This window comes from Janthinobacterium algoris (assembly GCF_051380935.1).
Lineage (GTDB): Bacteria > Pseudomonadota > Gammaproteobacteria > Burkholderiales > Burkholderiaceae_D > Janthinobacterium.
In genome coordinates this window covers 22,419-47,737 of sequence record NZ_JBNYXZ010000009.1, presented here as the reverse complement: position 1 = coordinate 47,737, position 25,319 = coordinate 22,419, and the positions used below count along the sequence as shown (strand labels likewise).

At 62.8% G+C, this 25,319-nt stretch carries 24 protein-coding genes; 11 read left to right on the top strand and 13 right to left on the bottom strand.

All coding sequences use genetic code 11. The annotated features are described in order from the left end of the window. Positions 1 to 133: 133 nt before the first annotated feature. The 7 genes from ACQ4W7_RS14825 to rsmB all read right to left on the bottom strand — a co-directional run bounded on the left by ACQ4W7_RS14825 (position 134) and on the right by rsmB (position 6,959). Complete coding sequence (locus ACQ4W7_RS14825) at positions 134 to 913, bottom strand: class II glutamine amidotransferase (RefSeq protein ID WP_436531409.1); 780 nt, start codon at positions 911 to 913, stop codon at positions 134 to 136. Positions 914 to 990: 77 nt separating this feature from the next. After that, complete coding sequence (locus tag ACQ4W7_RS14820; protein WP_071079509.1) at positions 991 to 1,248, bottom strand: BTH_I0359 family protein; 258 nt, start codon at positions 1,246 to 1,248, stop codon at positions 991 to 993. 166 nt (positions 1,249 to 1,414) lie between these two features. Further along, a complete protein-coding gene (locus ACQ4W7_RS14815) occupies positions 1,415 to 1,807 on the bottom strand; it encodes a CobW family GTP-binding protein (protein ID WP_436531646.1) in 393 nt (130 codons plus the stop codon). A gap of 5 nt (positions 1,808 to 1,812) precedes the next feature. Further along, entirely contained in the window at positions 1,813 to 2,532 is a 720-nt protein-coding gene (locus ACQ4W7_RS14810; protein WP_436531407.1) for a response regulator, read from the bottom strand. A 98-nt stretch (positions 2,533 to 2,630) separates the two neighbouring features. Next, the gene (locus ACQ4W7_RS14805) at positions 2,631 to 4,928 is read right to left on the bottom strand and encodes a sensor histidine kinase (RefSeq protein ID WP_436531405.1); all 2,298 of its coding nucleotides are present in this window, start codon (positions 4,926 to 4,928) and stop codon (positions 2,631 to 2,633) included. Further along, complete coding sequence (locus ACQ4W7_RS14800) at positions 4,928 to 5,434, bottom strand: DUF4390 domain-containing protein (RefSeq protein ID WP_226938932.1); 507 nt, start codon at positions 5,432 to 5,434, stop codon at positions 4,928 to 4,930. The genes ACQ4W7_RS14805 and ACQ4W7_RS14800 overlap by 1 nt, the downstream gene beginning before the upstream one ends. A gap of 97 nt (positions 5,435 to 5,531) precedes the next feature. Further along, positions 5,532 to 6,959, bottom strand: coding sequence for a 16S rRNA (cytosine(967)-C(5))-methyltransferase RsmB (gene rsmB / locus ACQ4W7_RS14795; RefSeq protein WP_426074618.1), 1,428 nt, complete (start codon positions 6,957 to 6,959; stop codon positions 5,532 to 5,534). A 375-nt stretch (positions 6,960 to 7,334) separates the two neighbouring features. Here rsmB and argS point away from each other — a divergent pair, with 375 nt between their 5' ends. Genes argS through ACQ4W7_RS14760 form a run of 7 tightly spaced genes read left to right on the top strand, consistent with a single transcriptional unit; the run spans position 7,335 to position 13,560 of the window. Further along, entirely contained in the window at positions 7,335 to 9,044 is a 1,710-nt protein-coding gene (gene argS / locus ACQ4W7_RS14790; RefSeq protein WP_436531403.1) for an arginine--tRNA ligase, read from the top strand. A gap of 20 nt (positions 9,045 to 9,064) precedes the next feature. After that, on the top strand, positions 9,065 to 9,778 hold the full coding sequence (locus tag ACQ4W7_RS14785; RefSeq protein ID WP_426074616.1) for an SPOR domain-containing protein: 714 nt from the start codon (positions 9,065 to 9,067) through the stop codon (positions 9,776 to 9,778). A 9-nt stretch (positions 9,779 to 9,787) separates the two neighbouring features. After that, complete coding sequence (locus tag ACQ4W7_RS14780) at positions 9,788 to 10,459, top strand: thiol:disulfide interchange protein DsbA/DsbL (RefSeq protein ID WP_436531400.1); 672 nt, start codon at positions 9,788 to 9,790, stop codon at positions 10,457 to 10,459. Positions 10,460 to 10,505: 46 nt separating this feature from the next. Continuing rightward, positions 10,506 to 11,288, top strand: a complete 783-nt coding sequence (locus ACQ4W7_RS14775) for an SDR family oxidoreductase (RefSeq protein WP_436531398.1) — start codon at positions 10,506 to 10,508, stop codon at positions 11,286 to 11,288. Positions 11,289 to 11,301: 13 nt separating this feature from the next. Continuing rightward, on the top strand, positions 11,302 to 12,105 hold the full coding sequence (locus tag ACQ4W7_RS14770; RefSeq protein WP_436531396.1) for a biotin--[acetyl-CoA-carboxylase] ligase: 804 nt from the start codon (positions 11,302 to 11,304) through the stop codon (positions 12,103 to 12,105). Between the two features lie 4 nt (positions 12,106 to 12,109). Next, the gene (locus ACQ4W7_RS14765; protein WP_436531394.1) at positions 12,110 to 12,868 is read left to right on the top strand and encodes a type III pantothenate kinase; all 759 of its coding nucleotides are present in this window, start codon (positions 12,110 to 12,112) and stop codon (positions 12,866 to 12,868) included. Beyond that, the gene (locus ACQ4W7_RS14760; protein WP_436531393.1) at positions 12,862 to 13,560 is read left to right on the top strand and encodes an SPOR domain-containing protein; all 699 of its coding nucleotides are present in this window, start codon (positions 12,862 to 12,864) and stop codon (positions 13,558 to 13,560) included. The genes ACQ4W7_RS14765 and ACQ4W7_RS14760 overlap by 7 nt, the downstream gene beginning before the upstream one ends. On the opposite strand, the gene ACQ4W7_RS14755 is transcribed toward ACQ4W7_RS14760, so the two are convergent. From ACQ4W7_RS14755 to ACQ4W7_RS14730, 6 genes are all read right to left on the bottom strand, one after another. After that, positions 13,561 to 14,604, bottom strand: coding sequence for a septal ring lytic transglycosylase RlpA family protein (locus ACQ4W7_RS14755; RefSeq protein WP_436531391.1), 1,044 nt, complete (start codon positions 14,602 to 14,604; stop codon positions 13,561 to 13,563). Continuing rightward, positions 14,604 to 15,719: a rod shape-determining protein RodA gene (gene rodA / locus ACQ4W7_RS14750; protein WP_426074608.1), complete on the bottom strand. Its 1,116-nt coding sequence runs from the start codon at positions 15,717 to 15,719 to the stop codon at positions 14,604 to 14,606. The genes ACQ4W7_RS14755 and rodA overlap by 1 nt, the downstream gene beginning before the upstream one ends. An 8-nt stretch (positions 15,720 to 15,727) precedes the next feature. After that, positions 15,728 to 17,698, bottom strand: a complete 1,971-nt coding sequence (mrdA, locus tag ACQ4W7_RS14745) for a penicillin-binding protein 2 (protein WP_436531389.1) — start codon at positions 17,696 to 17,698, stop codon at positions 15,728 to 15,730. Between the two features lie 12 nt (positions 17,699 to 17,710). Then, complete coding sequence (gene mreD, locus ACQ4W7_RS14740; RefSeq protein ID WP_035824494.1) at positions 17,711 to 18,223, bottom strand: rod shape-determining protein MreD; 513 nt, start codon at positions 18,221 to 18,223, stop codon at positions 17,711 to 17,713. Further along, a complete protein-coding gene (mreC, locus tag ACQ4W7_RS14735) occupies positions 18,220 to 19,287 on the bottom strand; it encodes a rod shape-determining protein MreC (protein WP_436531387.1) in 1,068 nt (355 codons plus the stop codon). Before mreC ends, mreD begins: the two co-directional genes overlap by 4 nt. A gap of 109 nt (positions 19,288 to 19,396) precedes the next feature. Continuing rightward, entirely contained in the window at positions 19,397 to 20,440 is a 1,044-nt protein-coding gene (locus ACQ4W7_RS14730) for a rod shape-determining protein (RefSeq protein WP_010393186.1), read from the bottom strand. A gap of 351 nt (positions 20,441 to 20,791) precedes the next feature. Here ACQ4W7_RS14730 and gatC point away from each other — a divergent pair, with 351 nt between their 5' ends. The 4 genes from gatC (at position 20,792) to ACQ4W7_RS14710 (ending at position 25,301) form a co-directional block, all read left to right on the top strand. Next, entirely contained in the window at positions 20,792 to 21,094 is a 303-nt protein-coding gene (gene gatC / locus ACQ4W7_RS14725; RefSeq protein WP_436531385.1) for an Asp-tRNA(Asn)/Glu-tRNA(Gln) amidotransferase subunit GatC, read from the top strand. 53 nt (positions 21,095 to 21,147) lie between these two features. Beyond that, a complete protein-coding gene (gene gatA, locus ACQ4W7_RS14720) occupies positions 21,148 to 22,632 on the top strand; it encodes an Asp-tRNA(Asn)/Glu-tRNA(Gln) amidotransferase subunit GatA (RefSeq protein ID WP_436531383.1) in 1,485 nt (494 codons plus the stop codon). A gap of 52 nt (positions 22,633 to 22,684) precedes the next feature. Next, positions 22,685 to 24,145, top strand: a complete 1,461-nt coding sequence (gene gatB, locus ACQ4W7_RS14715; RefSeq protein WP_436531381.1) for an Asp-tRNA(Asn)/Glu-tRNA(Gln) amidotransferase subunit GatB — start codon at positions 22,685 to 22,687, stop codon at positions 24,143 to 24,145. A gap of 118 nt (positions 24,146 to 24,263) precedes the next feature. Next, complete coding sequence (locus ACQ4W7_RS14710) at positions 24,264 to 25,301, top strand: oxidoreductase (RefSeq protein WP_436531379.1); 1,038 nt, start codon at positions 24,264 to 24,266, stop codon at positions 25,299 to 25,301. Positions 25,302 to 25,319 lie beyond the last annotated feature (18 nt).

The window sequence follows — 25,319 nt, the reverse complement described above, 5'->3', positions numbered from 1 at the left end:
TCTTCATCAATCAGGTCGAGTGACACCGGCCGCGCGGCGCCCGCATCAAGGTTCACTATTGACAATACTTTAGCTGAATTTCGCCCGCGCTGTGGGTATTTTGGCAGCAATCAAGCGTATTGTCGTCAACAAATTAGGCCGCTGGCGTGTCTTGCACCATCCCGTCGACAAATAACTTCAATTCGCCCGGCGCAAACGCCGTCCATTGCTCATTCGTCGTCAGCGGCTGGGTGACGATCACAGCCACGCGATCCTGTGGCGTCGTCACCTGGGAAAAGTCCACGCTCAGGTCTTCATCGGAGAGTTTAGCAGTTGGAAACGGATGTTGTCGCACCAGATAGTGCAAGCTGGTCGAGCAATGGGCAAACAGCGCCTCGCCGCTCGACAGCATCATGTTAAAAGTGCCGTGGGCCGCGATGCTGGGCAACAACTCCGCCAGGGCGGCGTGCAGTTGCGGCAACGCCGGCGGAGCGTCGCCAAAGCGCGCATGCAGCTCCTGCAGCAGATAGCAGAAGGCCAGCTCACTGTCCGTGCAGCCGACGGGGCGGTAACTACCCGTCAGCACGGGGTTGAACTCCTTCAAATCGCCATTGTGGGCGAACACCCAGTAGCGGCCCCACAGTTCGCGCACGAACGGGTGGCAGTTTTCCAGCGCCACCTGGCCTTGCGTAGCCTTGCGAATATGCGCGATGACATTGCGCGACTTGATGGGATAGCGTTTGATCAGTTCGGCCACGGGCGAGGCGATGGCCGCCTGGTGGTCGACGAAATGGCGCACGCCGGCGCCCTCGAAAAAGGCAATGCCCCAGCCGTCATGGTGGGTATCGGTGTGGCCACCGCGCATGGCGAAGCCGGTAAAACTAAAGACAATGTCCGTGGGGACATTGCAATTCATTCCGAGAAGTTGGCACATGGTCTGTTTGCAGCTGGATAACACAACCACCATACCATGCCGTCAGACGGATTGGTATGGTGGCGATAGCCATCACACTAGTGCAACAGAACTGGCTGGCTCATGAGGGAATCATAGCTGCCTAAAAATTCATCGATCTCTTCCATGCTGGGTTCGCTGGCGATCAGTTCCGTGACGTCGCGGCGGAAGTTTTGCGCAAGGATACCGGCGATAAACGTCTCGCGTTTGCCGCCCTTGTCGACGATTTCATAGCCGCCAAAGCGCAGGGCTTCCAGGTCGACGTCGGCGCCGAATTCCACGACGCTGTATTGCTCGCTGTTATAGATCAGGTTCATTTTGCATCCTTCGCTCAGGCAGGAGAAGCTCCTGCGGTTTCAGAACAGAGGTGGGGCTGATACGGCACTATTTCAAGCGCCATGCCACCCGGCGGGCTGCAGAGTTGTAACGAGATGCACATTGCGACTGCGGTACGTCGATCAGGAAAGCGCCAAGAAGCCGCGCTCAGGAAACCTGTATGTCTGCTTGCAGCGCCAGTAGGGCATCATAGGGACTGGCAGTGAGCCAGGTGCGCAATTGTTCGATGTGCGAGGCATCGGCCAAGCTGATGAACAAGTGCACGGGGGGGTGGCGCAGCAGACGATTCAATGTTACACGCAATACGAGATTGCCGCTGCAGCACAGGCAACCGGGTGCGATGCGCAACAGTTGCAATGGAAATGATGGAGAAGGGGGAACTTGCTCGGCCAGGTCCGCCAGGATGGCGTTGCCATCGGCCAATCCCTCGAGGATCACGGCGGTCGGCTCGTCCGGCGCCAAGGCTTGCGCGATGGCTGCCTCGCGCCCGGCGGCGCAGCCACCGCTGACCAGGGTCAGCGGCGTCACGCGCCGCGGCATTGCCGTCACAGGTTCTTCTTGGCCAGCTTGCCCGGTTCGACGCCCAGCTGTTTCAGCTTGCGGTACAAATGGGTGCGTTCCAGGCCCGTTTTTTCCGCCACGCGGGTCATGCTACCGCCTTCGCGGCCCAGGTGGTGTTCAAAATACATGCGCTCGAACGCGTCGCGCGCCTCGCGCAGCGGCAAGTCGAACGACAGGTTGTAGCCATGGCCTTCGGCTATCGCCGGTACGGCGATGCCTGGACGCACCATCAGCTGTTGCGGCGCACTGCCGCCAAAGCTGGGCACGGGATGGCTGCTTTCCTCGGCCACCACGGGTGCCACGGGACGCGGCGCCACGCTAGTCGCGCGCACGGTTTCCTGTGCCCGCGTCAAGCCTTGCTGGACTGCTTTCAGCAGTTTTTGCAGGGCAATCGGTTTTTCCAGGAAGTTCATGGCACCGATGCGCGTCGCCTCGACCGCCGTATCGATGGTGGCGTGGCCCGACATCATGATCACCGGCATGGTCAGCAAGCCGTCGCGCTGCCATTCCTTGAGCAGGGTCACGCCATCGGTGTCGGGCATCCAGATATCCAGCAGTACCAGATCCGGCGCACCGGCGGCACGCGCTTCACGCGCCTGCTGCGCATTTTCGGCCAGCTGGATAGCATGTCCTTCGTCACCCAATATTTCCGAGAGCAACTCACGGATACCCATTTCATCATCCACTACGAGTATGTTTGCCATTCGTGTCTTGCCTTCCTCATTTCGCCAGCCCTCGCGCACAAGATGCACACGGCGGACAGCTATGATTTTATTAGTTTTTTAAATACTAAACCAGACCCTCACGCCAGGAATTCCTGGGCAGGAGTGTCGGGAGCTAACTTTAACAGCAAAATGACCACCGCAGCGCCATTGCCGTCGACCCGGTTCTCGATATCGATGCGTCCGCCATGTTCATCGATAATTTTCTTTACCATCGCCAGGCCCAATCCCGTACCGCGCGCCTTCGACGTCACATAGGGCTCGAAGGCGCGCGCCAGGATTTTTGGCGCGAAACCAGGGCCATTGTCGGTGATGGCCAGCCGCACGGCGATATTCACGCCGCCGTCCGCACTGCGATAATGAATTGCTTCCGTCCTTACGTCAATCCGCGGATGCGGCGAGTCCGGCGGCAGATCGGCCATGGCGTCTTGCGCGTTCTGCAGCAAGTTATGGATCACCTGCCGCAACTGGGTCGGATCGCCCATCACCATCGGCAGATTCGGCGCCAGTTGCGGATGGATGATGTCGCCATCATCACCGCGCAAGTACAAGTTCAGGATCTCTTCGATCAGTTCGTTCAAACGCAAGGGCGTGAGCACGGCCGGCGGCGTGCGCGCATAGTCGCGGAAGTCATCGACCATGCGCTTCATCGCATCGACCTGCTTGACGATGGTGGTGGTGGCGCGGCTGAGCAGGTCGGCATCGGGCTGCTCCAGCTTGCCTTCGAGCTTCATCTGCAGTCGCTCGGCCGACAGCTGGATGGGCGTCAGCGGATTCTTGATTTCATGCGCCAGGCGGCGTGCCACCTCGCCCCAGGCGATCGAGCGCTGCGCAGAAATGACGTCGGAAATATCATCGAAGACGACGATGTAGCCGCTGCCGGACTCCAGCGGCAGGCGCGAACCGCGCGCCAGCAGGGTGATGTCATGCTCGTCGGCACTACTGCCCAGGCGGCGCGGGATCTCGATCTGGCGCTGCCAATGCAGGCGCTGCTGGTTGCGGCCCGAGGCCGATTGCGCGCTTTGCGCCGTGAAGGCACTGATGATGGCCGAGCCAAACTCTTCCATTCCAGCAATATGCGCCAGCGGCTGGCCCACCATGCTCATGCCCGAATGCTGCAGGATGCGTTCGACCGACTCATTGCAGGTCACCAGCTTGAAATCGCCGTCGAGCACCATCACGCCGGCCGACATGTTCGCCAGCACCGATTCCAGGTGGGCCTTGGCGTTTTGCAGCGCGGCGCGGTTGCTTTCCACTGCCGTGCGCGCATCGAGCAGCTGGCGCGTCATGATGTTGAACGACTGCGTCAGGGTACCCAGTTCATCCTTGGTGGCGACGATCGGGCGCGGCGACAGGTCGCCCTCGGCCACGGCGCGCGTGCCTTCGGCCAGCAGCAGCAGGGGCTGGGCCAGGTTACCCGCGATCAGGAAAGCGCTGCCGATGGCGCCAAAAATGGCCAGCAACAAGGTCAAGGTGAGGATTTCCATGTACATCTTGCGCAAGCCGACGCGCGCGACGAAACGTTCCTTGTATTCGCTGTAGGCGGCCCGCAGCACCTCGCCATTCGTCGCCAGCTTGGGCGGCACCGCCTGCAGCAGTTGCAGGTAGCGGGGCGAAACGGAGGGACCCGGCACGGTCACCAGCACCCGCAGGCGCAGGCTGGCCGCCGTTTCCAGCGATGCCGGCGTGCCCGCGCGGAAACCGCCGCCGCCCGACTCCGTGCCATCGTCGTGCAACTCCAGGCCCCCTTCGGCGGAAGCATAGCCGGCCGGCAAGGCGGCTTGCACCAGCATGGCCGGCGTAGGCAAGTCGGCCGCACTGTGCGGCCCGGCGCTGGCCAGCAGCACGCCATCGCCGCTGACGATCATGACATTTTGCATGCCCTCTTCGCGCAGCAGGCTGGTCAGCACTGCCGGACCGGCCACCGGGTCGGCGCCCAGTTCCTCGACCGCCTTGTGGCCCCGGTGATCCAGCTCGACCAGGGCCGCATCGAGGCCGGCACGGCCCAGCTCAATCCCCGATTCCAGCGCCGCTTCGATCTTGACGTTGAACCAGGACTCGATGGAATGGGAAACAAATTGCACGGAGACAAGGAAAATCACCAGGCCCGGCAGGATGCCGACGGCGGCGAACAGCATTACCAGGCGTGTCATCAGCTTGGAGCCGAACTTGCCGCTCTTGTAGCGCGCGTACAGGCGGCCCAGGGAAATGCCCACCAGCGTCAGCAGGGATACGGCCACGGCGGCGTTCAGGCCCAGCAGCCAGGTGTAATAGCGGTCGAAAAAGCCAGAATTATCGGAAGCCGACGCCAGCAGGAACAGCAGGATACTGACAATGCCGCCGCCCACCACCAGCAAATAGCGCAATGCTTGACTCACTACTCCGCCGTATACAAAAAGGTTTTTTTATTCGAAGCCAGGCGCCAGTCGCTGTTATTGAAGGCATTGACCTGTATCGGCTTGGGCAGGTAGTCGCGGTCCATGCCCATGCGCAAGGTGACGTTGTACGTCTGCCCCACTTTCAGCTCGCCGCGCCGCGCCACCAGCCAGCGGCTGGGGCGGCGGATCAGGAACAGCGCATCGTCGAGGGTGGGGAAGCTTTGCTGCAAGCCACCGCCCGACACATGATACTGGCGCGTGAGCACGTTGTACGACAGCTTGCTGGTCTGGCGCGCCACAATGGCTTTTTCATCGAACCAGTACCAGCGGGGCCGGGTCAGTTCGATTTCCGTCGTGAAATACAGCGGCACGCCATGCTGTACGGCATCATCGAGGTCGTGATTAAGCTCGAAGGAATACGTGGCGGCCAGCTTATAGCCCTCTTCGCTAGACTCGATGTAGGCACGGGTGATCTCGACCATGTCGGCGGCATGCGCGCGTGGCATGTTACATGCCAGCATCAGCAGCAGGGCCAGGAGTCGGAAGAGTCGTGTTGTCACAAGTGTGCCGATGGTGTCCGTAGGAAAAAGTTCGACGAATCGATCAAGCCGCATTTTTTTGGAATAGCGCATAGAACAAACCGTCATGGTCCTGCTCCGCGCTGCCAGTCGGCAACAGCTGGCCAGGCGCTGTCAATCGGGTCGCATTATTGCGCACCGCAAATGCCGCCGCCTGTGCCTCGGACTCTTGCGGCCACAATGAACATGTCACGAACAGCAATTTACCATCGGGGCGCAGCATCTGCCACAGGTTGTCCAGAATTTTGGAGGAAAGTGTTGCAAGTTGGAACGCATCGCCCTTGCGGCGCAACCAGCGAATGTCGGGATGGCGGCGCACGATGCCCGAGGCCGTGCACGGCACGTCGGCCAGGATGCGGTCGTACTGCTGGCCGTCCCACCACGCGCTCGATTGCGCATCCTGTGCCTTCAAGGTGGCGTCCAGGCCCAGGCGCTCAAGGTTTTCCGCGATGCGCGGCAAGCGCTTGGCGTCCGCATCGATGGCGGTGACCTGCACATCGGCCAGTTCCAGAATGTGGCACGTCTTGCCGCCGGGCGCCGCGCAGGCGTCCAGCACGCGCATGCCATCTTGCAAGTCCAGCAGCGGTGCGGCCAGTTGCGCGCCGGCATCCTGCACGGAGACGACGCCCTGCTCGAAGCCGGGAATCAACGCCACGCCGATGGGCTTGTCCAGCCGCACGGCAAACGGTCCCACCTGGCGCGCGGCAATGCCCGCCTCTGCCAGCACGGCCAGATAGGCTTCGACCGTGCTTTTGCGGCGATTCACGCGCAGGGTCAGTGGCGGCACGGCATTGCCGGCCGTCAGAATGGCTTGCCAGTCGCGCGGATAGGCCAGGCGCAGCGAATCGATCCACCATTGCGGATAATTCCATTGCGCCAACGGTTGCTGCAGGGCCGCTTCCAGCAAGGACTTGCGCTCGCGCAAGAAACGCCGCAAAACGGCATTCACCATGCCCTTGGCATGCGCCAGGTCAGGGTGCGAAGTGGCCACCGTAACAGCCTGGTCGACGACGGTAAATTCTTCGTACGGCTGCTCGCCCGGCTCGGCCGACATCAGGGACAACGCGCAGCACAGCAGCGCAGCGAGCATCGGCGGCTCGGGTGCCTTCGAGGTCATCAGGCCAACCAGGGTTTCGCTGCGGCCCAGCTGGCGCATGGTGCGGTAGGAAATATCCTGGATGGCGCCGCGCGCCTGCGGGTTGGCGTTCGATTGCGCAAACACCTTGGCCAGCGCCTGCGGCAGAGCCGTGCCCGTGCGCACTTGCGCCACGGCATTGGCGGCGCCCAGCAGGCAAAACGCCAGCGAGTCGGCGCGCAAATCGGGTTGGAAGCCTGGCTGCAAGACCGGTTTCAGGTCGGGATGGTAGCTGGGACGCAATTTCGGTGCGGCAGGGGCAGGAGCCTGGCCTGGCGCCGGCTTGGTTTTCAATTTCAGCGTGGGGCGCTTGTTCATAATTATCCGGTGTGGCTGCGCGCGGCTGGCGGCATGGAGGCAAATACGCGGCCGCGCGTCATCAATAAAGGGTCGATTGTAGCGTTTGTGGCGCCCTCTGGCCCAAGCGATTGCAGCGATATATGTAAATTGCGGCAAAAAACTGCATATATACAAGCAGAATGCGCCATGCTGATGTTTTCATGCACCAACATGGGCATGTTGTCCTGATAATATCGTGAAATGCGCCGGCACGGGGACCTTGCCGGCAAGCGTATTGTTCCCGACGGCAAACCAGTATAATTGACACAGTCTGGGCGGCTGGGTAATTGCCGTCCGTTTTGCTTTTTGATTCATTCTATTCATTCTTAACGCGGTTCCACCGCCATCCTGCTCATGCTCGCCCAACAGAAACAAGAAATCATCGCCCTGTTCCAGGCCGCCCTCGCTCCCGTCCTGGCCGGCACTTCGCTGACGCCATCCGTGGTGCTCGAGCGACCACGCGATGCATCGCATGGCGACGTCGCCTGCAACATCGCCATGCAACTGGCCAAGCAGCTGAAACAGAATCCGCGCGAACTGGCGCAAACCATCGTCGCGGCCGTGCTGGCCAACCCGGCTGGCCATGGCCTGATCGAGGCAGTGGAAATCGCCGGCCCCGGCTTCATCAACGTGCGCGTCTCCGCCGCCGCCAAGCAGGCCGTCGTGAAGACCATCTTGAGCGAAGCCGACAACTATGGCCGCAGCACGGCAGGCGCCGGCAAGCAGGTCATCCTGGAATTCGTCTCGGCCAACCCGACCGGCCCGCTGCACGTGGGCCACGGCCGCCAGGCGGCCCTGGGCGACGCCCTGTCCTCGCTGTTCGACGCGCAAGGCTACCAGGTGACGCGCGAGTTCTACTATAACGACGCAGGCGTGCAGATCCAGACCTTGGCCAATTCCGTGCAGGCGCGCGCGCGTGGCTTCAAGCCGGGCGACGCCGAATGGCCAGAGTCCGCCTACAACGGCGACTACATCGCCGACATCGCCAACGATTTCAAGGCCGGCAAGACCGTCTCGGCCAGCGATGGCTTGCCCGCCACGGCGAATGGCAACGTGGAAGACATCGATTCGATCCGGCCGTTCGCCGTCACCTACCTGCGCAACGAGCAGGATATCGATCTGCAGGCGTTTGGCGTGAAGTTCGACAATTACTACCTGGAGTCATCGCTGTACGCGGACGGCAAGGTCAATAGCGCGGTCGAAACGCTGGTCAAGGCGGGCCACACTTACGAGCAGGATGGCGCGCTGTGGCTGCGCACCACCGACTTCGGCGACGACAAGGACCGCGTCATGCGCAAGACCGATGGCACCTACACGTATTTCGTGCCGGACGTGGCGTATCACCTGGTGAAATGGCAGCGCGGCTTCGTGCAGGCCATCAATATCCAGGGCAGCGACCACCACGGCACCATCGCGCGCGTACGCGCCGGCCTGCAGGCGGTCGACATGGGCATCCCGCAAGGCTACCCCGACTACGTGCTGCACAAGATGGTTACCGTCATGAAGGACGGCGAAGAGGTGAAAATCTCGAAGCGCGCCGGCTCCTACGTGACCGTGCGCGACCTGATCGAATGGTCGGGCGGCGGCGACATCGCCAAGGGCCGCGACGCCGTGCGCTTCTTCCTGATCTCGCGCAAAGCCGATACGGAATTCGTCTTCGACGTCGACGTGGCGCTGAAAACCACCGATGAAAACCCGGTGTATTACGTGCAGTACGCGCATGCGCGCATCTGCCGCATCCTGGAAAACTGGGGTGGCGATGGAAGCACGGTCACCGGCATTGACTTGTCTCCCCTGACGGCACCGACCGAAGCGACCCTGCTGGCGACCCTGGCCGCCTACCCGGAAATGCTGGCGCGCGCGCAAGCGGAGCTGGGGCCGCATCAAGTTGCCTTCTACCTGCGCGACCTGGCCGCCAATCTGCACAGCTTCTACTTCGCCGAAAAAGTGCTGGTCGAGGACGAAGCCGTCAAGATGGCCCGCCTGGCCCTCGTCATCGCCGCGCGCCAGGTACTGCGCAACGGCCTGGCACTGATCGGCGTGTCCGCGCCAAACAAAATGTAATCGCGAAGGTCTAACCGTCAATGAATCACGCCTCCTCTTACACTTCGCGCGCCACGCCGAGCCGCCGCCAGCAGGGCAACACGCTGGTCGGCATCATCATCGGCCTGGTCATCGGCCTGGGCATCGCCGTGGTAGTCGCCCTGGTGATCACAAAGGGCGCCTCGCCCTTCACCGACAAGTCGGGCAAGGCCGGCAAATCGGCCGAACCGACCGCCGGCCAGATCGCCGATCCGAACAAGCCGATGTACGGCAACAAGGAAGCGGCCAAGGAAGCGGCGCGCGACTTCTCCAAGGAGCCACGCGAGATCGTCACGCCGACGCAGCCAGCTGCGCCCGCGCCCACCACCGCGCAGCAGCCGAAGGCACCGCCGCCGGACGCACTGCAGGAATTGATCGGCACCCTGAAGGACAAGCCGGCGCCGAAAACGCCGGCCGCAGCACCCGCGCCGCAAGCCAAGGCCGACGTGAAAGAGACCAAGGCCGATGCAGCCACCGACAAATGGATTTATTATCTGCAGGCCGGCGCCTTCCATGACATGTCGGACGCCGAAAGCACGCGCGGCAAACTGGCGCTACTGGGATTCGAAGCGGCCATCAGTGACCGCAGCACCGATGCCGGCGTGCTGCACCGCGTGCGCATCGGACCGTTCAACCAGCTCGAAGCGATGAACCGCGCGCGCACCAAGCTGTCTGAAAATGGCATCGATGTCGCCGTCGTCCGCAACCAGAAATAAGGAACCAGCATGCGTTTTCTGAAGAAAATCCTGTTCGCCGCCGCCCTGTGCACCGCCGCCATGGGCGCATCGGCCTCGCCGGCCGAGCCGAAGAACGGCGTCGAATACGAAACCCTGGCCACGCCGCAGGCGACGGAATCGGGCAAGAAAATCGAAGTGACGGAATTTTTCGCCTATTACTGCCCGCATTGCAACGTGCTTGAGCCGCAACTGGCGGCCTGGGTCAAGAAGCAGGGCGACAACATCGTCTTCAAGCGCGTGCACGTGTCGCGCGATGACAGCGTGGCGCCGCAGCAGCGCCTGTTCTTCACCCTGCAAGCCATGGGCATGCTCGACAAGCTGCACACCAGCGTCTTCCACGCCATGCACGTGGAGCGCAACCGCCTGAACACCGACGACGCCGTTTTCGACTTCGTTGCCAAGCAGGGCGTGGACCGCCAGAAGTTCATCGACACTTATCGTTCGATGGGCATCTCGGCCCGCGTGCGCCGTGCGGATGCCATGATGCAGGGTTATAACGTGACGTTCTGGCCCATGATCGCCATCGACGGTCGCTACATCACCTCGCCTTCGCAAGCCGATCAAGGCAGCAAGTCGGCAAAGAACGAAGAGCAGCTGAACGCCCAGGCGCTGAACGTGATGGACGTGCTGGTCGCGAAAGCCAAAGCGGAAAAGAAATAAGCATGACCACTTCCCTGACGCAGCCCCGGCACGCGCGCATCGCCTGATGCACAGCGTTTTCATCACGGGGGCGTCGAGTGGACTGGGCGCCGCCCTGGCGCTGCAGTACGCGCGCCAGGGCGCCCAACTGGGCTTGCTGGCCCGCCGCGGCGAAGCGCTGCAGCAACTGATCGCCTCCCTGCCCCACCCTGAACGCCACCGCGCCTACGCCGTCGATGTGTGCGACCACGCCGCCCTGAAAAGCGCGGCAGATGACTTTATCGCCTGCGCCGGACGCATCGACGTCGTCATCGCCAGCGCCGGCGTGTCGTTCGGCACCCTGACCGAACACGCGGAAGACCTGGACGCCTTTGCGCGCCTGATGGCCATCAATGTCACGGCCACCGTTGCCACCTTCGCGCCCTTCATCGCCGCCATGAAAACCCAGGGCAACGGGCGCCTGGTGGGCATCGGCAGCGTGGCCGGCATACGCGGCCTGCCCGGCGCCGAAGCCTACAGCGCCTCGAAGGCGGCCGTGATCAGCTACTGCGAATCGCTGCGCCTGGAACTCAAACCGGCCGGCATCAAGGTCGTCACCATCACGCCCGGCTACATCGACACGCCGATGACGCGCCACAATGCCTACCGCATGCCCTTTTTGATGCCGGCCGAAAAATTCGCCGTGCGCGCCGCGCGCGCCATCGCCGACGGCGACAGCTATCGCGTGATCCCGTGGCAGATGGGCGTCGTCGCCAAGCTACTGCGCGCGCTGCCCAATGCCGTCTACGATATGGCCTTCGCCAATGCGCCGCACAAGGCGCGCAGCAAGCCATCCGGCGACAGCCAGTAACCCGACTCTCCCCATGACGAAGCACTCAGACTTGAACAGCGCGGCCATCGCCGCCCATTGCGCCACAGGCGCCGCCCACGTGGCCATCGAAGTGATCGACGAAACGGGATCGACCAACGCCGATCTGCTGGCGCGCTGCGCCACCCTGACCGGACCGACCCTGCGCGTCGCAGGCCAGCAGACGGCCGGACGGGGGCGTGCCGGGCGGCCCTGGGTGTCGCAGGCGGACGCCAGCCTGATGTTCTCGCTGGCCTGGCGCTTCAAGGGGCCGCTGCATCAGCTGGTCGGCCTGCCGCTGGCCGTCGGCGTGGCGCTGGCCGAAAGCATGACGGCGCTGGGCGTGCCGGTGCAGCTGAAGTGGCCGAACGACCTGCTCAAGGATGGCCATAAACTGGCTGGTATCCTCGTCGAGACGCAGCAGGCACAGGGCAACGATAGTGGCGGCGTATGGGCCGTGATCGGCTGCGGCATCAATCTGCTGATGCCCGATGCGCTGGAACGGCAGATCGGGCGCAGTGTCTCGGCCGTGCCCTGGTTGGCGCAGATGGAACGCAATACGCTGGTGGCGGCCTTGCTCAGCCGCCTGGCTGGCGTGCTGGCCGAATTCGACGACACGGGCTTTGCACCCTTTGCCGAACGCTGGAACCTGCTGCATGCGTGGCAGGGCCAGCACGTGAAAATCCTCGACAACGGCCAGTTGCTGCAGCAAGGCGTGGCCGCCGGCGTGGATCACCTTGGCCGCCTGCTGCTGCGCACCGATGGCGGCCTGCAAGAAATCATGTCCGGCGACGTGTCGCTGCGCCTGACCGGGGAGTAAGCACATGCTACTGCTGATAGACGCCGGCAATACGCGCATCAAGTGGGCACTCGTGGCCACCGGGAGTGCCCCCGGCGGCTGGCTGACCAGCGGCGCCGTCACGCATGCGCAGATCGACACCCTGGCCGCGCAGTGGGCCGCACTTTCCATCAGCGAAGCGCTGCTGTCGAACGTGGCAGGCAATGTCATCGGCATGCGCCTGCGCGCCATGCTGCCGGTCGCTGCCCGTGACTTTGCCTCGCTGCCGCAGCTGGCCGGACTGACAAACGGCTACCGCGCGCCGTCGCAACTGGGCTGCGACCGTTTTGCCGCCGCCATCGGCGCGCACGCGCTGGCGCCTGGCCAGGCGGTCATCGTCGCCAATTGCGGCACCGCCACCACCATCGACGCCATCACGGCCGATGGCGTTTTCCTCGGCGGGATGATCTTGCCGGGACTGGGACTGATGGCCAGCTCGCTGGCGCGCAACACGGCGCAGCTGCCGCAAATCGCCAGCGACGCCATGCTGCCAGCCGGCTTTGCCGACAACACGGACGACGCCATCCTCTCCGGCTGCCTGGCAGCCCAGGCGGGCGCCATCGAACGGGCCGTGCGCATGCACGGCGCCAGCGCCTGTTTATTGTCAGGCGGTGCCGCGCCGCGTATCGCACCGGCCCTGGCACTGGCGGTACCGCTGCATCTGGTGGACAATATTGTCATGCTCGGCCTGCAGGCGGCAGCGCGCGCTGGCGCGGCAGGAACACAAGGAAACCACGTATGCTGAAATTTATCTTCTGGCTGCTGGCCGGCATCAACCTGCTGGTGCTGGCCATCGGGCAGGGATATCTGGGCAGTTTTCGTAGTGAGACGCGCGAACCGGCGCGCCTGAAAAACCAGCTGCAGGCCGGCAAGCTCACCTTGCTGACGCAGGAGCAGGCCACGGCGCCCGCCGCGCCGCCCGCTGCCGAAGAGGGCGCGACGCCGACGGCGACCGCACCTGCTGCACCGCCATTGTATGCCTGCACGGAGGTGGGCAATTTCCTGCTGGCCGACGGACGCCGTTTCGAGGCGCAAGTGGCAGCGCTGGACCTGGGTGACCGCCAGTCGCGCCGCAACGTGGCCGGCCAAGAGATTTCCAGCTACATGGTGTACATCCCGCCGCAGGGCAGCAAGGAAGGCGCCGACCGCAAGGCCGGTGAATTGAAGCAGCTGGGCGTGACGAATTACTTCATCATGAACGAAGGCAGCCCGCTGCGTTGGGGCATTTCCTTGGGTGTCTTCAAGTCGGAAAACAGCGCGCAAAGCCAGCTGGCATCGCTCAACAAGCAGGGCGTGCACAGCGCCCGCATCGCGCCGCGCTACAGCGCCAGCAAGCAGCTGGCCTACCAGTTCCGCGACCTCGACGCCGCCACGCGCGCGCGGCTGGAGAAAATTAAAACGCAGTTCCCGGAGCAAGAACTGCGCAATTGTAAATAACTACCTTTGAATCACGATAGGCTTGATACCCGTCGACTCAGGTAGATTCGCTGCCGCGCGGGCCGCGTCGGCACGGCTGGAGAACGGTCCGCCATACAGACGGAACAGGTTACCGGCCTGCACCACCCCAAGCGTCCCCAGGGCCGCCGCGTATGGCGCCAGGAGCGAACGTCCCGTTTCCGCATTGTCGGCGCGCGAGTAGGCGCCCAGTTGCAAATAAAAGCCGCTGGCCAGCGCTGCCGGGGCAGGCATCGCCACCGTCGCATCGACGGGCAGCATCTGCGTCGACACTTCCGGCTGCACCACGGCGCCCGTTTCCACCGGCGTATCGATGGAGATAGCCACCACGGAAGGCACCGGCTTGGGCGCCGCTCGAGCAGCCAGGATGGCATCGATATCGGCTGGCAGCAACCGTTCGACCACCACCTGATGGCTGCCCTTGCTCAGGAATCCCAGTTTCAGCGCAGCCGTGTAGGACACGTCGATCACGCGCGTGGCGTGGAACGGACCGCGGTCGTTGATGCGCACGATCACCTGTTCGCCACTGTCGAGACTGGTCACGCGCGCATACGATGGAATCGGCAAGGTAGGATGGGCTGCCGTCATCTTGTACATATCGTAGATTTCGCCCGACGAGGTGCGCTGGCCATGGAATTTCTTGCCATACCAGGTGCCCGTGCCCTTCTGCTTGAACGGTTCGTTGTCGGTGATCGGCGTGTAGGTTTTGCCAAACACGACGTAAGGACGGTTCGAGCGCGTGGAATACGGCTCGTTGCGCACTTCCGCATCGGGTACGTCGCGCAGCTTGGCGGGCGGATTGTCGCCCGGGCCGTCATCCTTGTAGTAGCCGCCGCGCCCGGAACCGGCCGCCGGCAGCGCCGGCAAGGTGGGATCCTGGCGCACGGGCACCTTGACCTTGCCGCCGGATGGCAGCGGCACGTTATTCGATGCGGGCTTTTGCGGCGTGGTGCCGCAGGCGGCCAGGGTCAGCAAGACCGCCAGGCTCAGTCCGCGCATGGCGAAGGTGTCGACAGGCGCGCGCATCAGGTCTGCACCAGCTTGCGATGACGCTGGATGCTCATCAGGATACCGGTGGCCACGCCCAGGGTCAGCAGCGCGGTGCCGCCATAGCTGAGGAAAGGCAGGGGAACGCCGACCACCGGCACGATGCCGCTGACCATGCCCATGTTGACAAAGGCGTAAGTAAAGAAAATCATGGTAATGGCTCCTGCGAGCAAACGGGTGAAAAAGCTGGGGGCATTGGCGGCGATCATCATCCCCCGTCCCACCAGCAGCAAATACATCAGCATCAGAATCAGATTACCCACCAGGCCGAACTCCTCCGAATACACGGCGAAGATGAAGTCGGTCGTGCGCTCCGGGACGAATTCCAGGTGGGCCTGCGTGCCGTGCGTCCAGCCCTTGCCCGTCATGCCGCCGGAGCCGATGGCGATGATGGACTGGATGATATGGAAGCCCTTGCCCAGCGGGTCCTTGGTCGGGTCGATCAGCATCATCACGCGGTCGCGCTGGTAATCATGCAGGTGCGACCAGGCGATCGGCAGGCAGGAAACAAAGGTGATCAGCAAGCCGGCCAGCACCTTCCACGACAGGCCGGCCAGGAAGATGACGGTAAAGCCTGCCGCCACCACCAGCAATGCCGTGCCCAGGTCGGGCTGGCGCGCGATCAGGTAGACAGGCACCAGCAACAGCAGGGCCGCCATCAGGAACGATTTCCAGCGCAGGGCGCCCGCATTATGCTGGAAGAACCAGGCCAGCATCAGCGGCGTGGCGATCTTCAGGAATTCGGATGGCTGAATGTCGATCACGCCGATATGCAGCCAGCGCCGCGCACCCAGCTTGATGGTGCCGAACAGCGCCACGGCCACCAGCAGTATCACCGATATCGTGTACGCGGGCACGGCGATGCGCATCATCATCTGCGGCGTGATGTTGGCCGCCACCCACATCACGAAAAAGCACAGCAGGATGTTGCGCAAATGGTCCTCGATTTTGCCGGGGATGCCGATGCTGGCCGAATACAGGGTCAGCAGGCTGGTACACAGCAGCATCAGAATGATGATCATCAGCGGCGGATCGAACACCGCCAGATAGGGTTTGGCGCGCCGCCACAGCGAACGCCTCTCGTTAATGGGCATGTGCTTCCTTATTGCCTGGCAGGTACCGCCGGGGCGGCCTGCTCGTCAGTGATTTCTTCCAGGGTGCGCACTTCGTCGACATCTTCCTTGGGCACCTTGGTGGTGTCCTTTTCCTTGTCGCTCGGGCGCTTGCCCAGCAGGTAGTAGTCGAGCGCCTTGCGCGCGATCGGGGCGGCCACGCCGGCACCGAAGCCCGCGTTTTCCACCACGATGGCAATCGCGATGCGCGGCTTGTCGGCCGGTGCAAAGGCCGTAAACAAGGCATTGTCGCGCAGGCGTTCAGCCAGCAACTTGGCATTGTACTTCTCGTTTTTCTTGATGCCCACCACCTGCGCCGTCCCCGTCTTGCCGCCCACCGTGTACTGCACGCCGGCAAAGATGCGCGCGGCCGTGCCGCCCTGCTCGCTGGTGACTCCGACCATGGCGCGCTTGATGATGTCGATGTTTTCCTGCTTGAGCGCGATGCGGTAGCTTTCCTTCGGTACCGTCAGGGTGCGCGCACGCGTGGCGGCGTCTTCGATGATCTTCACCAGATGCGGTTTCATCACCACGCCGTTATTGGCCAGGTTGGCTGTCGCGTGGGCGATCTGCAGCGGCGTATAGGAATTGTAGCCGGAGCCATTACTCACCGAAATCGTGTCGCCGCCCACCCATTTTTTCTGCTGTGGCGTCTTGAAGCGGTTGCGCTTCCATTCCGTCGACGGCAGCACGCCCGTCTTTTCATTATTCAGGTCGATGCCCGTCAACTGGCCGAAACCGAACGGCTTCATGAAGTCGTGGATGGCGTCGATGCCCATGTCGCGGCCCAGCTGATAGTAATAGGTGTTGCAGGACACGACGATAGACTTGTGCATATCCACCGTGCCATGACCGCCCACCTTGTCGTCGCGGAAGGTGTGGCCACCCAGGATGAAGAAGCCGGGATCGGAGATCGACTGGCTCGGCGTGCGCTTGCCCAGTTCGAGTGCGGCCAGCGCCATGAAAGGCTTGAAGGTCGAACCGGGCGCGTAGGTACCGGACAGGGGCCGGTTGACCATCGGCCGGTCCAGCGAAGTATTGAGTTCATTCCAGCTTTGCTGGTCGATGCCGTCGACGAACAGGTTCGGGTCGTAGCCGGGCTTGGAGACGTAGGCCAGGATGTCGCCCGTGGCCGGGTCGATCGCCACGGCCGCGCCGCGCCATTCGCCAAACGCTTCCTCGACCACTTTTTGCAGTTCGATGTCGATCGACAGGATCAGGTTGTTGCCAGGCGTCGCTGCCGTGCGCGACAGCGTGCGCATGGCGCGCCCGCCGGCCGACACTTCCACTTCTTCGTAGCCGGTGGTGCCATGCAGCTGCTTTTCGTAGCTTTTTTCCAGGCCTTCCTTGCCGATATGGTCGGTGCCATTGTAGTTGGCCGCGTCCTCGCCCTCTTCCAGCGCCTTGGCTTCATTGCGGTTGATGCGGCCGATGAAGCCCACCACGTGCGACGCCACCTCGCCCATCGGATACTGGCGGAATAATCGCGCCTGCACCTCCACGCCGGGGAAGCGGAAACGCTGCGCCGTGAAGCGCGCCACTTCTTCATCCGTCAGGCGCGTGCGCAGCGGCACGCTGACAAAATTCTTCGATTCTTCCAGCAGCTTCTTGAAGCGGCGGCGGTCCTTGATGTCGATCTGCACCAGCGTCGACAGCTCGTCGATCACCGAATCGAGGCTGGCGCTCAATTTCGATGGCGTGATTTCCAGCGTATAGGCCGAGTAATTACGCGCCAATACCACGCCGTTACGGTCAAGGATCAGGCCGCGCGTGGGCACGATGGGCACCACGGCGATGCGGTTGTCTTCGGCCTTGGTCGCGTAGTCCTCGTGCTTGATCACCTGCAGCCAGATGAAGCGCGCCAGCAGCAGCGAAAAACAGACGAAGACGAGCGCGCCCAGGATGGTCAGGCGCATGCGGAAAAAATGCAGTTCGCGCTCGGTATTCTTAAGTTCAGTCATGGCAGGCGCCCGTCAAATCGGCCGGTTATGATCGCGGTCCACGGCGCGGCGCTGCGGTGCCAGCAAGATCCACGTGACGAAGGGCCATAGGGCGACGGCGACGAAGCTCTCGATGAAATTGAGCCAGCCGGGGAAACGGCCCGAGACGATCAAACGCGTCAGCAATTGCAGCGCCTGCGTCAGCAGCAGCAGCGGCAGCACATGCAGCGCCTGCGTCAGGATGGGGAACCACAGCACGCGGCGGTGCATCATGATGGCGAAGTAGGACAGCAAGGTGTAGGCCAGCGCATTCTCGCCCAGCAGGGTCGAGTCGTGCACGTCCATCATCAACCCCATGAAGAAGGCCACACCGATGCCGACCTTGCGCGGCTGGTGGATACCCCAGAAGACCAGTACCAGGGCGACGAAATCGGGCACGCCGACGAACTGCCCCCATGGCAGCAGGTTCAGCAGAAAAGCGCACAGCAGGGAAAAACCGATGAACAGGGGGCTGACCGGCAGCAGGATGTAATGCGGGCGGTTCATCGTGTCGCCTCCTTCGGTGGCACGGCGGCAGGTGTTGGTGCGGCGGCAGGCGCCGCCGGTTTCGGCGCGGGGCCGGCAGGCGGTTTCGCGACCGGCGCGGTGGCTGTATTGGTGGCCGGTGGTGTCGCAGCGGCGGCGGCAGGCTCCTTGACCGGATCCTTGATCGGCGCCATCTTGCCGGCGATCTTGCGGCCCGTCTTGACGTCTTCGACTGGCGGACGCGGTGGGATCTCCGGCGACGTCATCAAGATGAGCAGTTGGGTGTTGCGTTCAATGCCAGCCAGCGGCTGGCACACGACGCGGCCAAATGGACCGTGCGCATTGCGCTCGACCAGGGTCACGCGCGCCACGGCCAGGCCGGCCGGATACAGGCCATCGAGGCCAGAGGTAATGACGATGTCGCCAATCTGGATGTCGGCGGTGGGAGCCGTAAAGCGCAGTTCCATGGTGCCGGACTTGCCGCGCCCGATAGCCACGCTGCGCACGCCATTACGCAGCAGCTGCACGGGAATGGCCTGTTCTTCATCGGTCAGCAAGGTCACTTCCGAGGTGAACGGGAACACGCGCGTGACTTGTCCCACCACGCCCAGGTTGTCGATCACGGGACGGCCCAATTCGACGCCATTCTGGATGCCCCGGTCCAGCACGATCTTGCGCGTGGCAGAATCGCGCGTGTCATACAGGACTTCAGCCATCATGGTCTTGACCGGAACTCTTTCGCGCGCCTCCATCAACTTGCGCAAATGGTTGTTTTCAACGATATTGAGCTGCGCCTGCTGCATGATCTGCGCCGAAGCGATTTGTTCGTGCTTCAGGTCACGCACCTGTTTTTCCAGGGAGGACAGCGAAGAAAAGTAGTTGCCGACGCCAAGCGCCACATCGCGCGGCACCAGGGCCGCCATCTGCACCGGATACAGCACCGTGCCGACTGCCTGGCGCACGGCCGTCAAAGCGTGCATGCGCGAATCGACCAGCAACAGGGCGATAGAGATGCCGGCGAACACCATCATCTTGACGCGGGCGGAGGCGCCTTGTTTGAAAAGTGGCGGAGGACTGTATTCCATGACTTCCAATAATCAGGCCAGGCGCAGTGCGCCAACGTGCAAGCCCCGGTCGAACGCCGGCGCCAAAACCAAAAAAAGGCCGGAGTTGGTTTCCGGCCCTTCTGTCAGATTATTCGTAGGAGAAGATCGAGCCGAGCTTGTCCATACGCTCCAGAGCCATCCCGGAACCGCGCACCACACAGGTGAGCGGGTCCTCGGCCACCAGCACCGGCAGGCCGGTTTCCTCCATCAGCAGGCGATCCAGGTCGCGCAACAGTGCGCCGCCGCCCGTCAGCATCATGCCTTTTTCGGCGATGTCGGCTCCCAGTTCCGGCGGTGTCTGTTCCAGCGCGTTCTTCACGGCCGAAACGATGTTGTTCAGCGGATCGGTCAGCGCTTCGAGAATCTCGTTGCTGGAAATGGTGAACGAGCGCGGGATGCCTTCGGACAGGTTGCGGCCCTTGACTTCCATTTCCTTCACTTCCGAACCCGGGAAAGCCGAACCGATGGCTTTCTTGATGGCTTCGGCCGTTTGTTCGCCGATCAGCATGCCGTAGTTGCGGCGGATGTAGTTGACGATGGCTTCATCGAACTTGTCGCCGCCCACGCGCACGGAACCCTTGTAGACCATGCCGCCCAGCGAGATGATGCCCACTTCCGTGGTGCCGCCGCCGATGTCGACCACCATCGAGCCGGTCGCTTCGGACACGGGCAAGCCCGCGCCGATGGCCGCTGCCATCGGTTCTTCGATCAGGTATACCTGCGAAGCGCCGGCGCCCAGCGCCGATTCGCGGATCGCGCGGCGCTCGACCTGGGTCGAACCGCACGGCACGCAAATGATGATGCGCGGCGAAGGACGGAAGAATTTCGAGTCGTGCACCATGCGGATGAATTGCTTGAGCATCTGCTCGGTCACGGTGAAGTCGGCGATCACGCCATCTTTCATCGGACGGATCGCTTCGATATTGCCCGGCACCTTGCCCAGCATCTGCTTGGCTTCCTTGCCGACTGCCTGAATGGTTTTCTTGCCATTCGGACCGCCTTCCTGGCGGATGGCGACAACGGACGGTTCGTCCAGGACGATACCGAGGCCGCGCACATAAATAAGGGTGTTGGCCGTGCCCAAGTCAATGGCCAGATCGGTGGAGATATACCTGCGTAAAAAACCAAACATGAGTGTCCTGTAGCGCATCGAGCTGCGCAAAAGCTGTTTATAGGGAGTTTCAAAGCGGGCGCTTTCAGGCCCCCTGAAAATCCATGAAGGCGATTTTCCCGGGTGTCACTTGGCGCTTGCGCAATCTTTTCTATGCTGCGGCAGCGGTCCATCAGCGCCGGCAACGCATTAACCCGCCATTCTACCTTATAATTTGAATGCGATTTGCTCAAAAACCATGGAAAAGTGCGACTCTTGCGGCCGCGACTTACGCGGCATTCCTCGGCTTTTGTGAGCAAAAAAGCAGCAAATACCCGCGTTTTATCAAAACGCCAACTTAATACTCATGCGCGTCACTCCGCGCCATTCGCCATGTCCCTGACACTCTCCGACGTAAAACGCATCGCCCACCTGGCACAACTTGAAATGGCCGACGATCAGGCCGTCACGTCGTTGGCCCAATTGAACAAGATTTTTGCACTGGCGGAACAAATGCAAGCCGTCAATACCGATGGCGTAGCCCCCCTGAGCCACCCGCTGGCCGCCCACATGGACAATATCGCCCTGCGCCTGCGCGAGGACATCGCCACCGAAACAAATCGCCGCGAGGCTTACCAGGCTGTGGCGCCGAAAGTCCAGGATGGCCTGTATCTCGTGCCTAAGGTTATCGAATAAACACGCCGTTGCGCCGTTCCCGCCTTCTTGCTGAATATCAAAATAGAAACGCCATGCATACAAAATCCATCAAACAGCTGTCCACGCTTTTGCAGAACAAGGAAATTTCCGCCGTTGCACTGGCGACGCACTTCCTCGACCGCATCGCAGCGGACACTTCGAACGCCTTCCTGCACGTCGACCGTGCCCTGACCCTCGTGCAAGCTGCCGAGGCCGATGCGCGCATCGCCGCCGGCACAGCCACGCCATTGACGGGCGTACCGATCGCGCACAAGGACCTGTTCGTCACTAAGGGCTGGCGCACGACGGCCGGCTCGAAAATGCTGGCCAACTACGCCAGCCCATTTGACGCCACCGTGGTGGAAAAATTCCAGGCGGCCGGCATGGTCACCCTGGGCAAGGTCAATTGCGATGAATTCGCCATGGGTTCCGGAAACGAGAACTCGGCCTTCGGCGCCGTGCAGAACCCGTGGGACAACGCCGCTGTGCCAGGCGGTTCGTCCGGCGGCTCGGCCGCCGCCGTTGCTGCCGGCTTGACGCCGGCAGCCACCGGTACCGACACGGGCGGCTCGATCCGCCAGCCGGCCGCCTTCTGTGGCATCACTGGCATCAAGCCAACTTATGGCCGCGTCTCGCGCTTCGGCATGATCGCCTTTGCCTCGTCGCTGGACCAAGGCGGCCCAATGGCCCGCTCGGCCGAAGACTGCGCCCTGCTGCTCACCGCCATGGCCGGCTTCGACGAACGCGATTCGACCAGCCTGTCGCCGGAACAGGGGGGCGTGGCGGAAGATTTTTCGCGCAGTCTTGATGAACCCCTCACAGGTTTGCGCATCGGCGTGCCGCGCGAGTATTTCGGCGAGGGCCTGGCCAAGGACGTGGAAGCGGCCGTGCGCGGCGCACTGGCGCAGTATGAAAAGCTGGGCGCCACCCTGGTCGATATCTCGCTGCCGAACACGGCCCTGTCGATTCCCGCCTACTACATGATCGCGCCGGCCGAAGCGTCGTCGAACCTGTCGCGCTACGACGGCGTGCGCTACGGCCACCGCGCGGCCGAGTACAAGGACTTGCAGGACATGTACAAGAAGTCGCGCGCCCAGGGCTTCGGCCCGGAAGTGCAGCGCCGCATCATGGTCGGCACCTATGTGCTGTGCCATGGCTACTACGACGCCTACTACCTGAAGGCGCAAAAGATCCGCCGCCTGATCGCGCAGGATTTCGACGCCGTCCTGAATGGCCCGAACGCCGTCTGCGACGTCATCATGGGCCCCGTCGCGCCAACCGTCGCCTGGGACCTGGGCGACAAGACAGACGACCCGGTGGCGAACTACCTGGCCGACATCTACACCCTGTCGACCAGCCTGGCCGGCCTGCCCGGCATGTCGATCCCTTGCGGTTTCGGCGCGGGAGACAAGAATAGCAAGCGCCCCGTCGGCCTGCAAATCATCGGCAATTATTTTGGCGAAGCCAAACTGCTGAATGTGGCCCACCAGTTCCAGCAAGTGACGGACTGGCATACGCGCGCTCCTGCCGGCATCTAAATATATATTTGCGCCGCTTTGCCGGCGCCACCAAAAAAAAAGCGAGAACACTATGCAATGGGAAGTCGTCATCGGTCTTGAGAACCACGTGCAGCTCACGACCGAATCCAAAATTTTCAGCGGTTCGCCGATCAAGTACGGCGCCGATGCCAACACACAGGCCAGCCCTGTCGACCTGGCCCTGCCAGGCGTGCTACCGGTGATGAACAAGCAAGCCGTCGACCGCGCGATCCGCTTCGGCCTGGCCGTGGGCGCCACTGTCGCGCCGCACTCGGTCTTCGCGCGCAAGAACTATTTTTATCCTGACTCGCCCAAGGGCTACCAGATCAGCCAGTTCGAGGACCCCGTCGTCATCGGCGGCGCGCTGACCTTCGGCTATGAAAAGGATGGCGAATTCGTCACCAAGACGGTCAACCTGACGCGCGCCCACCTGGAAGAAGACGCAGGCAAATCCCTGCATGAAGACTATGCGGGCATGAGCGGCATCGACTTGAACCGCGCCGGCACGCCGCTGCTGGAAATCGTCTCGGAACCGGAAATCCGCAGCGCCGCCGAAGCCGTGGCCTACGCCAAGGCCCTGCACTCGCTGGTCATGTGGCTGGGCGTGTGCGACGGCAACATGCAGGAAGGCTCGTTCCGCTGCGACGTCAACGTCTCCGTCCGCCCGGTCGGCCAGAAGGAATTCGGCACGCGCTGCGAGATCAAGAACCTGAACTCCTTCCGCTTCATCGAGGAAGCCGTGCACGTCGAAGTGCGCCGCCAGATCGAATTGATCGAAGACGGTGGCAAGGTCGTGCAGGCGACGCGCTTGTACGATCCGGATCGCAAGGAAACGCGCGAAATGCGCAGCAAGGAGGACGCCCAGGATTACCGCTACTTCCCGGACCCTGACCTGCCGCCGCTGGTCATCTCGCCAGAGTGGATAGCAACGATCAAGGCCTCGATGCCGGAACTGCCAGCCGCCATGCGCGCCCGTTTCATCAGCGAGTACGCGCTGCCGGAATACGATGCGCTGGTGCTGACGCAGTCGAAAGCCATGGCGACCTATTTCGTCGCCGTGGTGGACAAGGCCGGCAAGGAAAACGCCAAGGCCGCCGCCAACTGGCTGATGGGCGACGTAGCGTCGACCCTGAACCGCGAAGGCGTGGACCTGGACGACGCGCCCGTCTCCGCCGCGCAGCTGGCCGCCATGCTCAAGCGCATCGCCGACGGCACGATCTCGAACAAGGCGGCGAAGGAAGTCTTCGCCGGCATGTGGGAAGCCAAATCGAGTGACGAACACCTGGTCGATACCGTCATCGATACCAAGGGCCTGAAGCAGATCTCGGACTCGGGCGCCCTGGAAGCCATCGTCGATGAAGTGCTGGTGGCGAACGCCAAGTCGGTGGAGCAGTACCGCGCCGGCAAGGAAGCGGCCATCAACGCGCTGATCGGACAAGCCATGAAGGCATCCAAGGGCAAGGCCAACCCGGCCCAGTTGACGGAACTGCTGAAGGCCAAGCTGGCGGGATAAGCCCCCCGCTTGCCAAGAAGGGATGCTGCGGCATCCCTTTTTTATGCGCCGCATCGGCGCTGGCGCCACCCGCTTGCGGGTATGATCATGGATTATTCCACGCACCTGTGAACCCGCCATGAACAAGATCAAGACCGGCCTGGTCGGCTACGGCTTTGCCGGCTCCACCTTCCACGCTCCCGTGCTGTCTACCATCGATGCCCTGGAACTGGCGGCCGTCGCCTCCAGCAAGCCGGAGCTTGTACACAAGGATTTGCCGAACGCCAGCGTGTATGCGGAAGCGGCGCAGCTGTTTGCCGATGCATCGATCGAGCTGGTCGTCATCGCCGCGCCTAACGAGGCGCATTTCAGCCTGGCGCAAGCGGCCCTGCAGGCGGGCAAGCACGTGGTGGTCGACAAGCCCTTCACCATTTCCAGCGCCGAGGCAGAGAGCCTGATCGCCCTGGCGCAAGAGCGCAAGCTGGTGCTCAGCGTGTACCACAACCGGCGCTGGGATGGCGATTTCCTCACCTTGAAAGCGCTGCTGGCGCAGGGCACGCTGGGGCGTATCGCCAGCGTCGAATCGCATTTCGACCGTTTCCGCCCCGAGATCCGCCAGCGCTGGCGCGAGTCCGGCGCACCGGGCGGCGGCCTGCTGTACGACCTGGGCCCGCACATGCTGGACCAGGCCATGCAGCTATTCGGCCAGCCTGAAAAGCTGTACGCCGATATCGCCCTGCAGCGTGATGGCGCGCAGGCTGTAGATTATTTCCACCTTGTGCTGTACTACCACCGCCTGCGCGTGGTGCTGCAAGCCGGCTGCCTGGTGAAAGCGCCGACGGCGCGCTTCGCCGTGCACGGCGATCAAGGCAGTTTCGTGAAGTTTGGTCTCGACCCTCAGGAAGACGCCTTGAAGGCGGGCGGCAGGCCGGGCCAACCCGGCTGGGGCGCGGACCCCGTGCGCGGCGCGCTGCACCTGGGCACGCAGGCGGACGGACATTTTGAACACCTCGAGATGCAGGCGGGCCGCTACCAGGACTTTTACCAGGGCATGGCCGACGCCATCCGCCACGGCGCACCGGCGCCCGTGGCGGCCGAAGATGCGGCGGCGACGATACGCCTGATCGAACTGGCGCTGCAAAGCGCCGCCGAAGGCCGCGTGCTCGCGGTCAGCTGATGCAAGGTCGTTGATCGG

Excerpts from the sequence above, each read along its gene's own strand:
- ACQ4W7_RS14825 (WP_436531409.1), bottom strand. The coding sequence starts at position 913 with ATGTGCCAACTTCTCGGAATGAATTGCAATGTCCCCACGGACATTGTC.
- ACQ4W7_RS14820 (WP_071079509.1), bottom strand. The coding sequence starts at position 1,248 with ATGAACCTGATCTATAACAGCGAGCAATACAGCGTCGTGGAATTCGGC.
- ACQ4W7_RS14815 (WP_436531646.1), bottom strand. The coding sequence starts at position 1,807 with ATGCCGCGGCGCGTGACGCCGCTGACCCTGGTCAGCGGTGGCTGCGCC.
- ACQ4W7_RS14810 (WP_436531407.1), bottom strand. The coding sequence starts at position 2,532 with ATGGCAAACATACTCGTAGTGGATGATGAAATGGGTATCCGTGAGTTG.
- ACQ4W7_RS14800 (WP_226938932.1), bottom strand. The coding sequence starts at position 5,434 with ATGCCACGCGCGCATGCCGCCGACATGGTCGAGATCACCCGTGCCTAC.
- rsmB (WP_426074618.1), bottom strand. The coding sequence starts at position 6,959 with ATGAACAAGCGCCCCACGCTGAAATTGAAAACCAAGCCGGCGCCAGGC.
- argS (WP_436531403.1), top strand. The coding sequence starts at position 7,335 with ATGCTCGCCCAACAGAAACAAGAAATCATCGCCCTGTTCCAGGCCGCC.
- ACQ4W7_RS14785 (WP_426074616.1), top strand. The coding sequence starts at position 9,065 with ATGAATCACGCCTCCTCTTACACTTCGCGCGCCACGCCGAGCCGCCGC.
- ACQ4W7_RS14780 (WP_436531400.1), top strand. The coding sequence starts at position 9,788 with ATGCGTTTTCTGAAGAAAATCCTGTTCGCCGCCGCCCTGTGCACCGCC.
- ACQ4W7_RS14775 (WP_436531398.1), top strand. The coding sequence starts at position 10,506 with ATGCACAGCGTTTTCATCACGGGGGCGTCGAGTGGACTGGGCGCCGCC.
- ACQ4W7_RS14770 (WP_436531396.1), top strand. The coding sequence starts at position 11,302 with ATGACGAAGCACTCAGACTTGAACAGCGCGGCCATCGCCGCCCATTGC.
- ACQ4W7_RS14765 (WP_436531394.1), top strand. The coding sequence starts at position 12,110 with ATGCTACTGCTGATAGACGCCGGCAATACGCGCATCAAGTGGGCACTC.
- ACQ4W7_RS14760 (WP_436531393.1), top strand. The coding sequence starts at position 12,862 with ATGCTGAAATTTATCTTCTGGCTGCTGGCCGGCATCAACCTGCTGGTG.
- ACQ4W7_RS14755 (WP_436531391.1), bottom strand. The coding sequence starts at position 14,604 with ATGCGCGCGCCTGTCGACACCTTCGCCATGCGCGGACTGAGCCTGGCG.
- rodA (WP_426074608.1), bottom strand. The coding sequence starts at position 15,719 with ATGCCCATTAACGAGAGGCGTTCGCTGTGGCGGCGCGCCAAACCCTAT.
- mrdA (WP_436531389.1), bottom strand. The coding sequence starts at position 17,698 with ATGACTGAACTTAAGAATACCGAGCGCGAACTGCATTTTTTCCGCATG.
- mreD (WP_035824494.1), bottom strand. The coding sequence starts at position 18,223 with ATGAACCGCCCGCATTACATCCTGCTGCCGGTCAGCCCCCTGTTCATC.
- mreC (WP_436531387.1), bottom strand. The coding sequence starts at position 19,287 with ATGGAATACAGTCCTCCGCCACTTTTCAAACAAGGCGCCTCCGCCCGC.
- ACQ4W7_RS14730 (WP_010393186.1), bottom strand. The coding sequence starts at position 20,440 with ATGTTTGGTTTTTTACGCAGGTATATCTCCACCGATCTGGCCATTGAC.
- gatC (WP_436531385.1), top strand. The coding sequence starts at position 20,792 with ATGTCCCTGACACTCTCCGACGTAAAACGCATCGCCCACCTGGCACAA.
- gatA (WP_436531383.1), top strand. The coding sequence starts at position 21,148 with ATGCATACAAAATCCATCAAACAGCTGTCCACGCTTTTGCAGAACAAG.
- gatB (WP_436531381.1), top strand. The coding sequence starts at position 22,685 with ATGCAATGGGAAGTCGTCATCGGTCTTGAGAACCACGTGCAGCTCACG.
- ACQ4W7_RS14710 (WP_436531379.1), top strand. The coding sequence starts at position 24,264 with ATGAACAAGATCAAGACCGGCCTGGTCGGCTACGGCTTTGCCGGCTCC.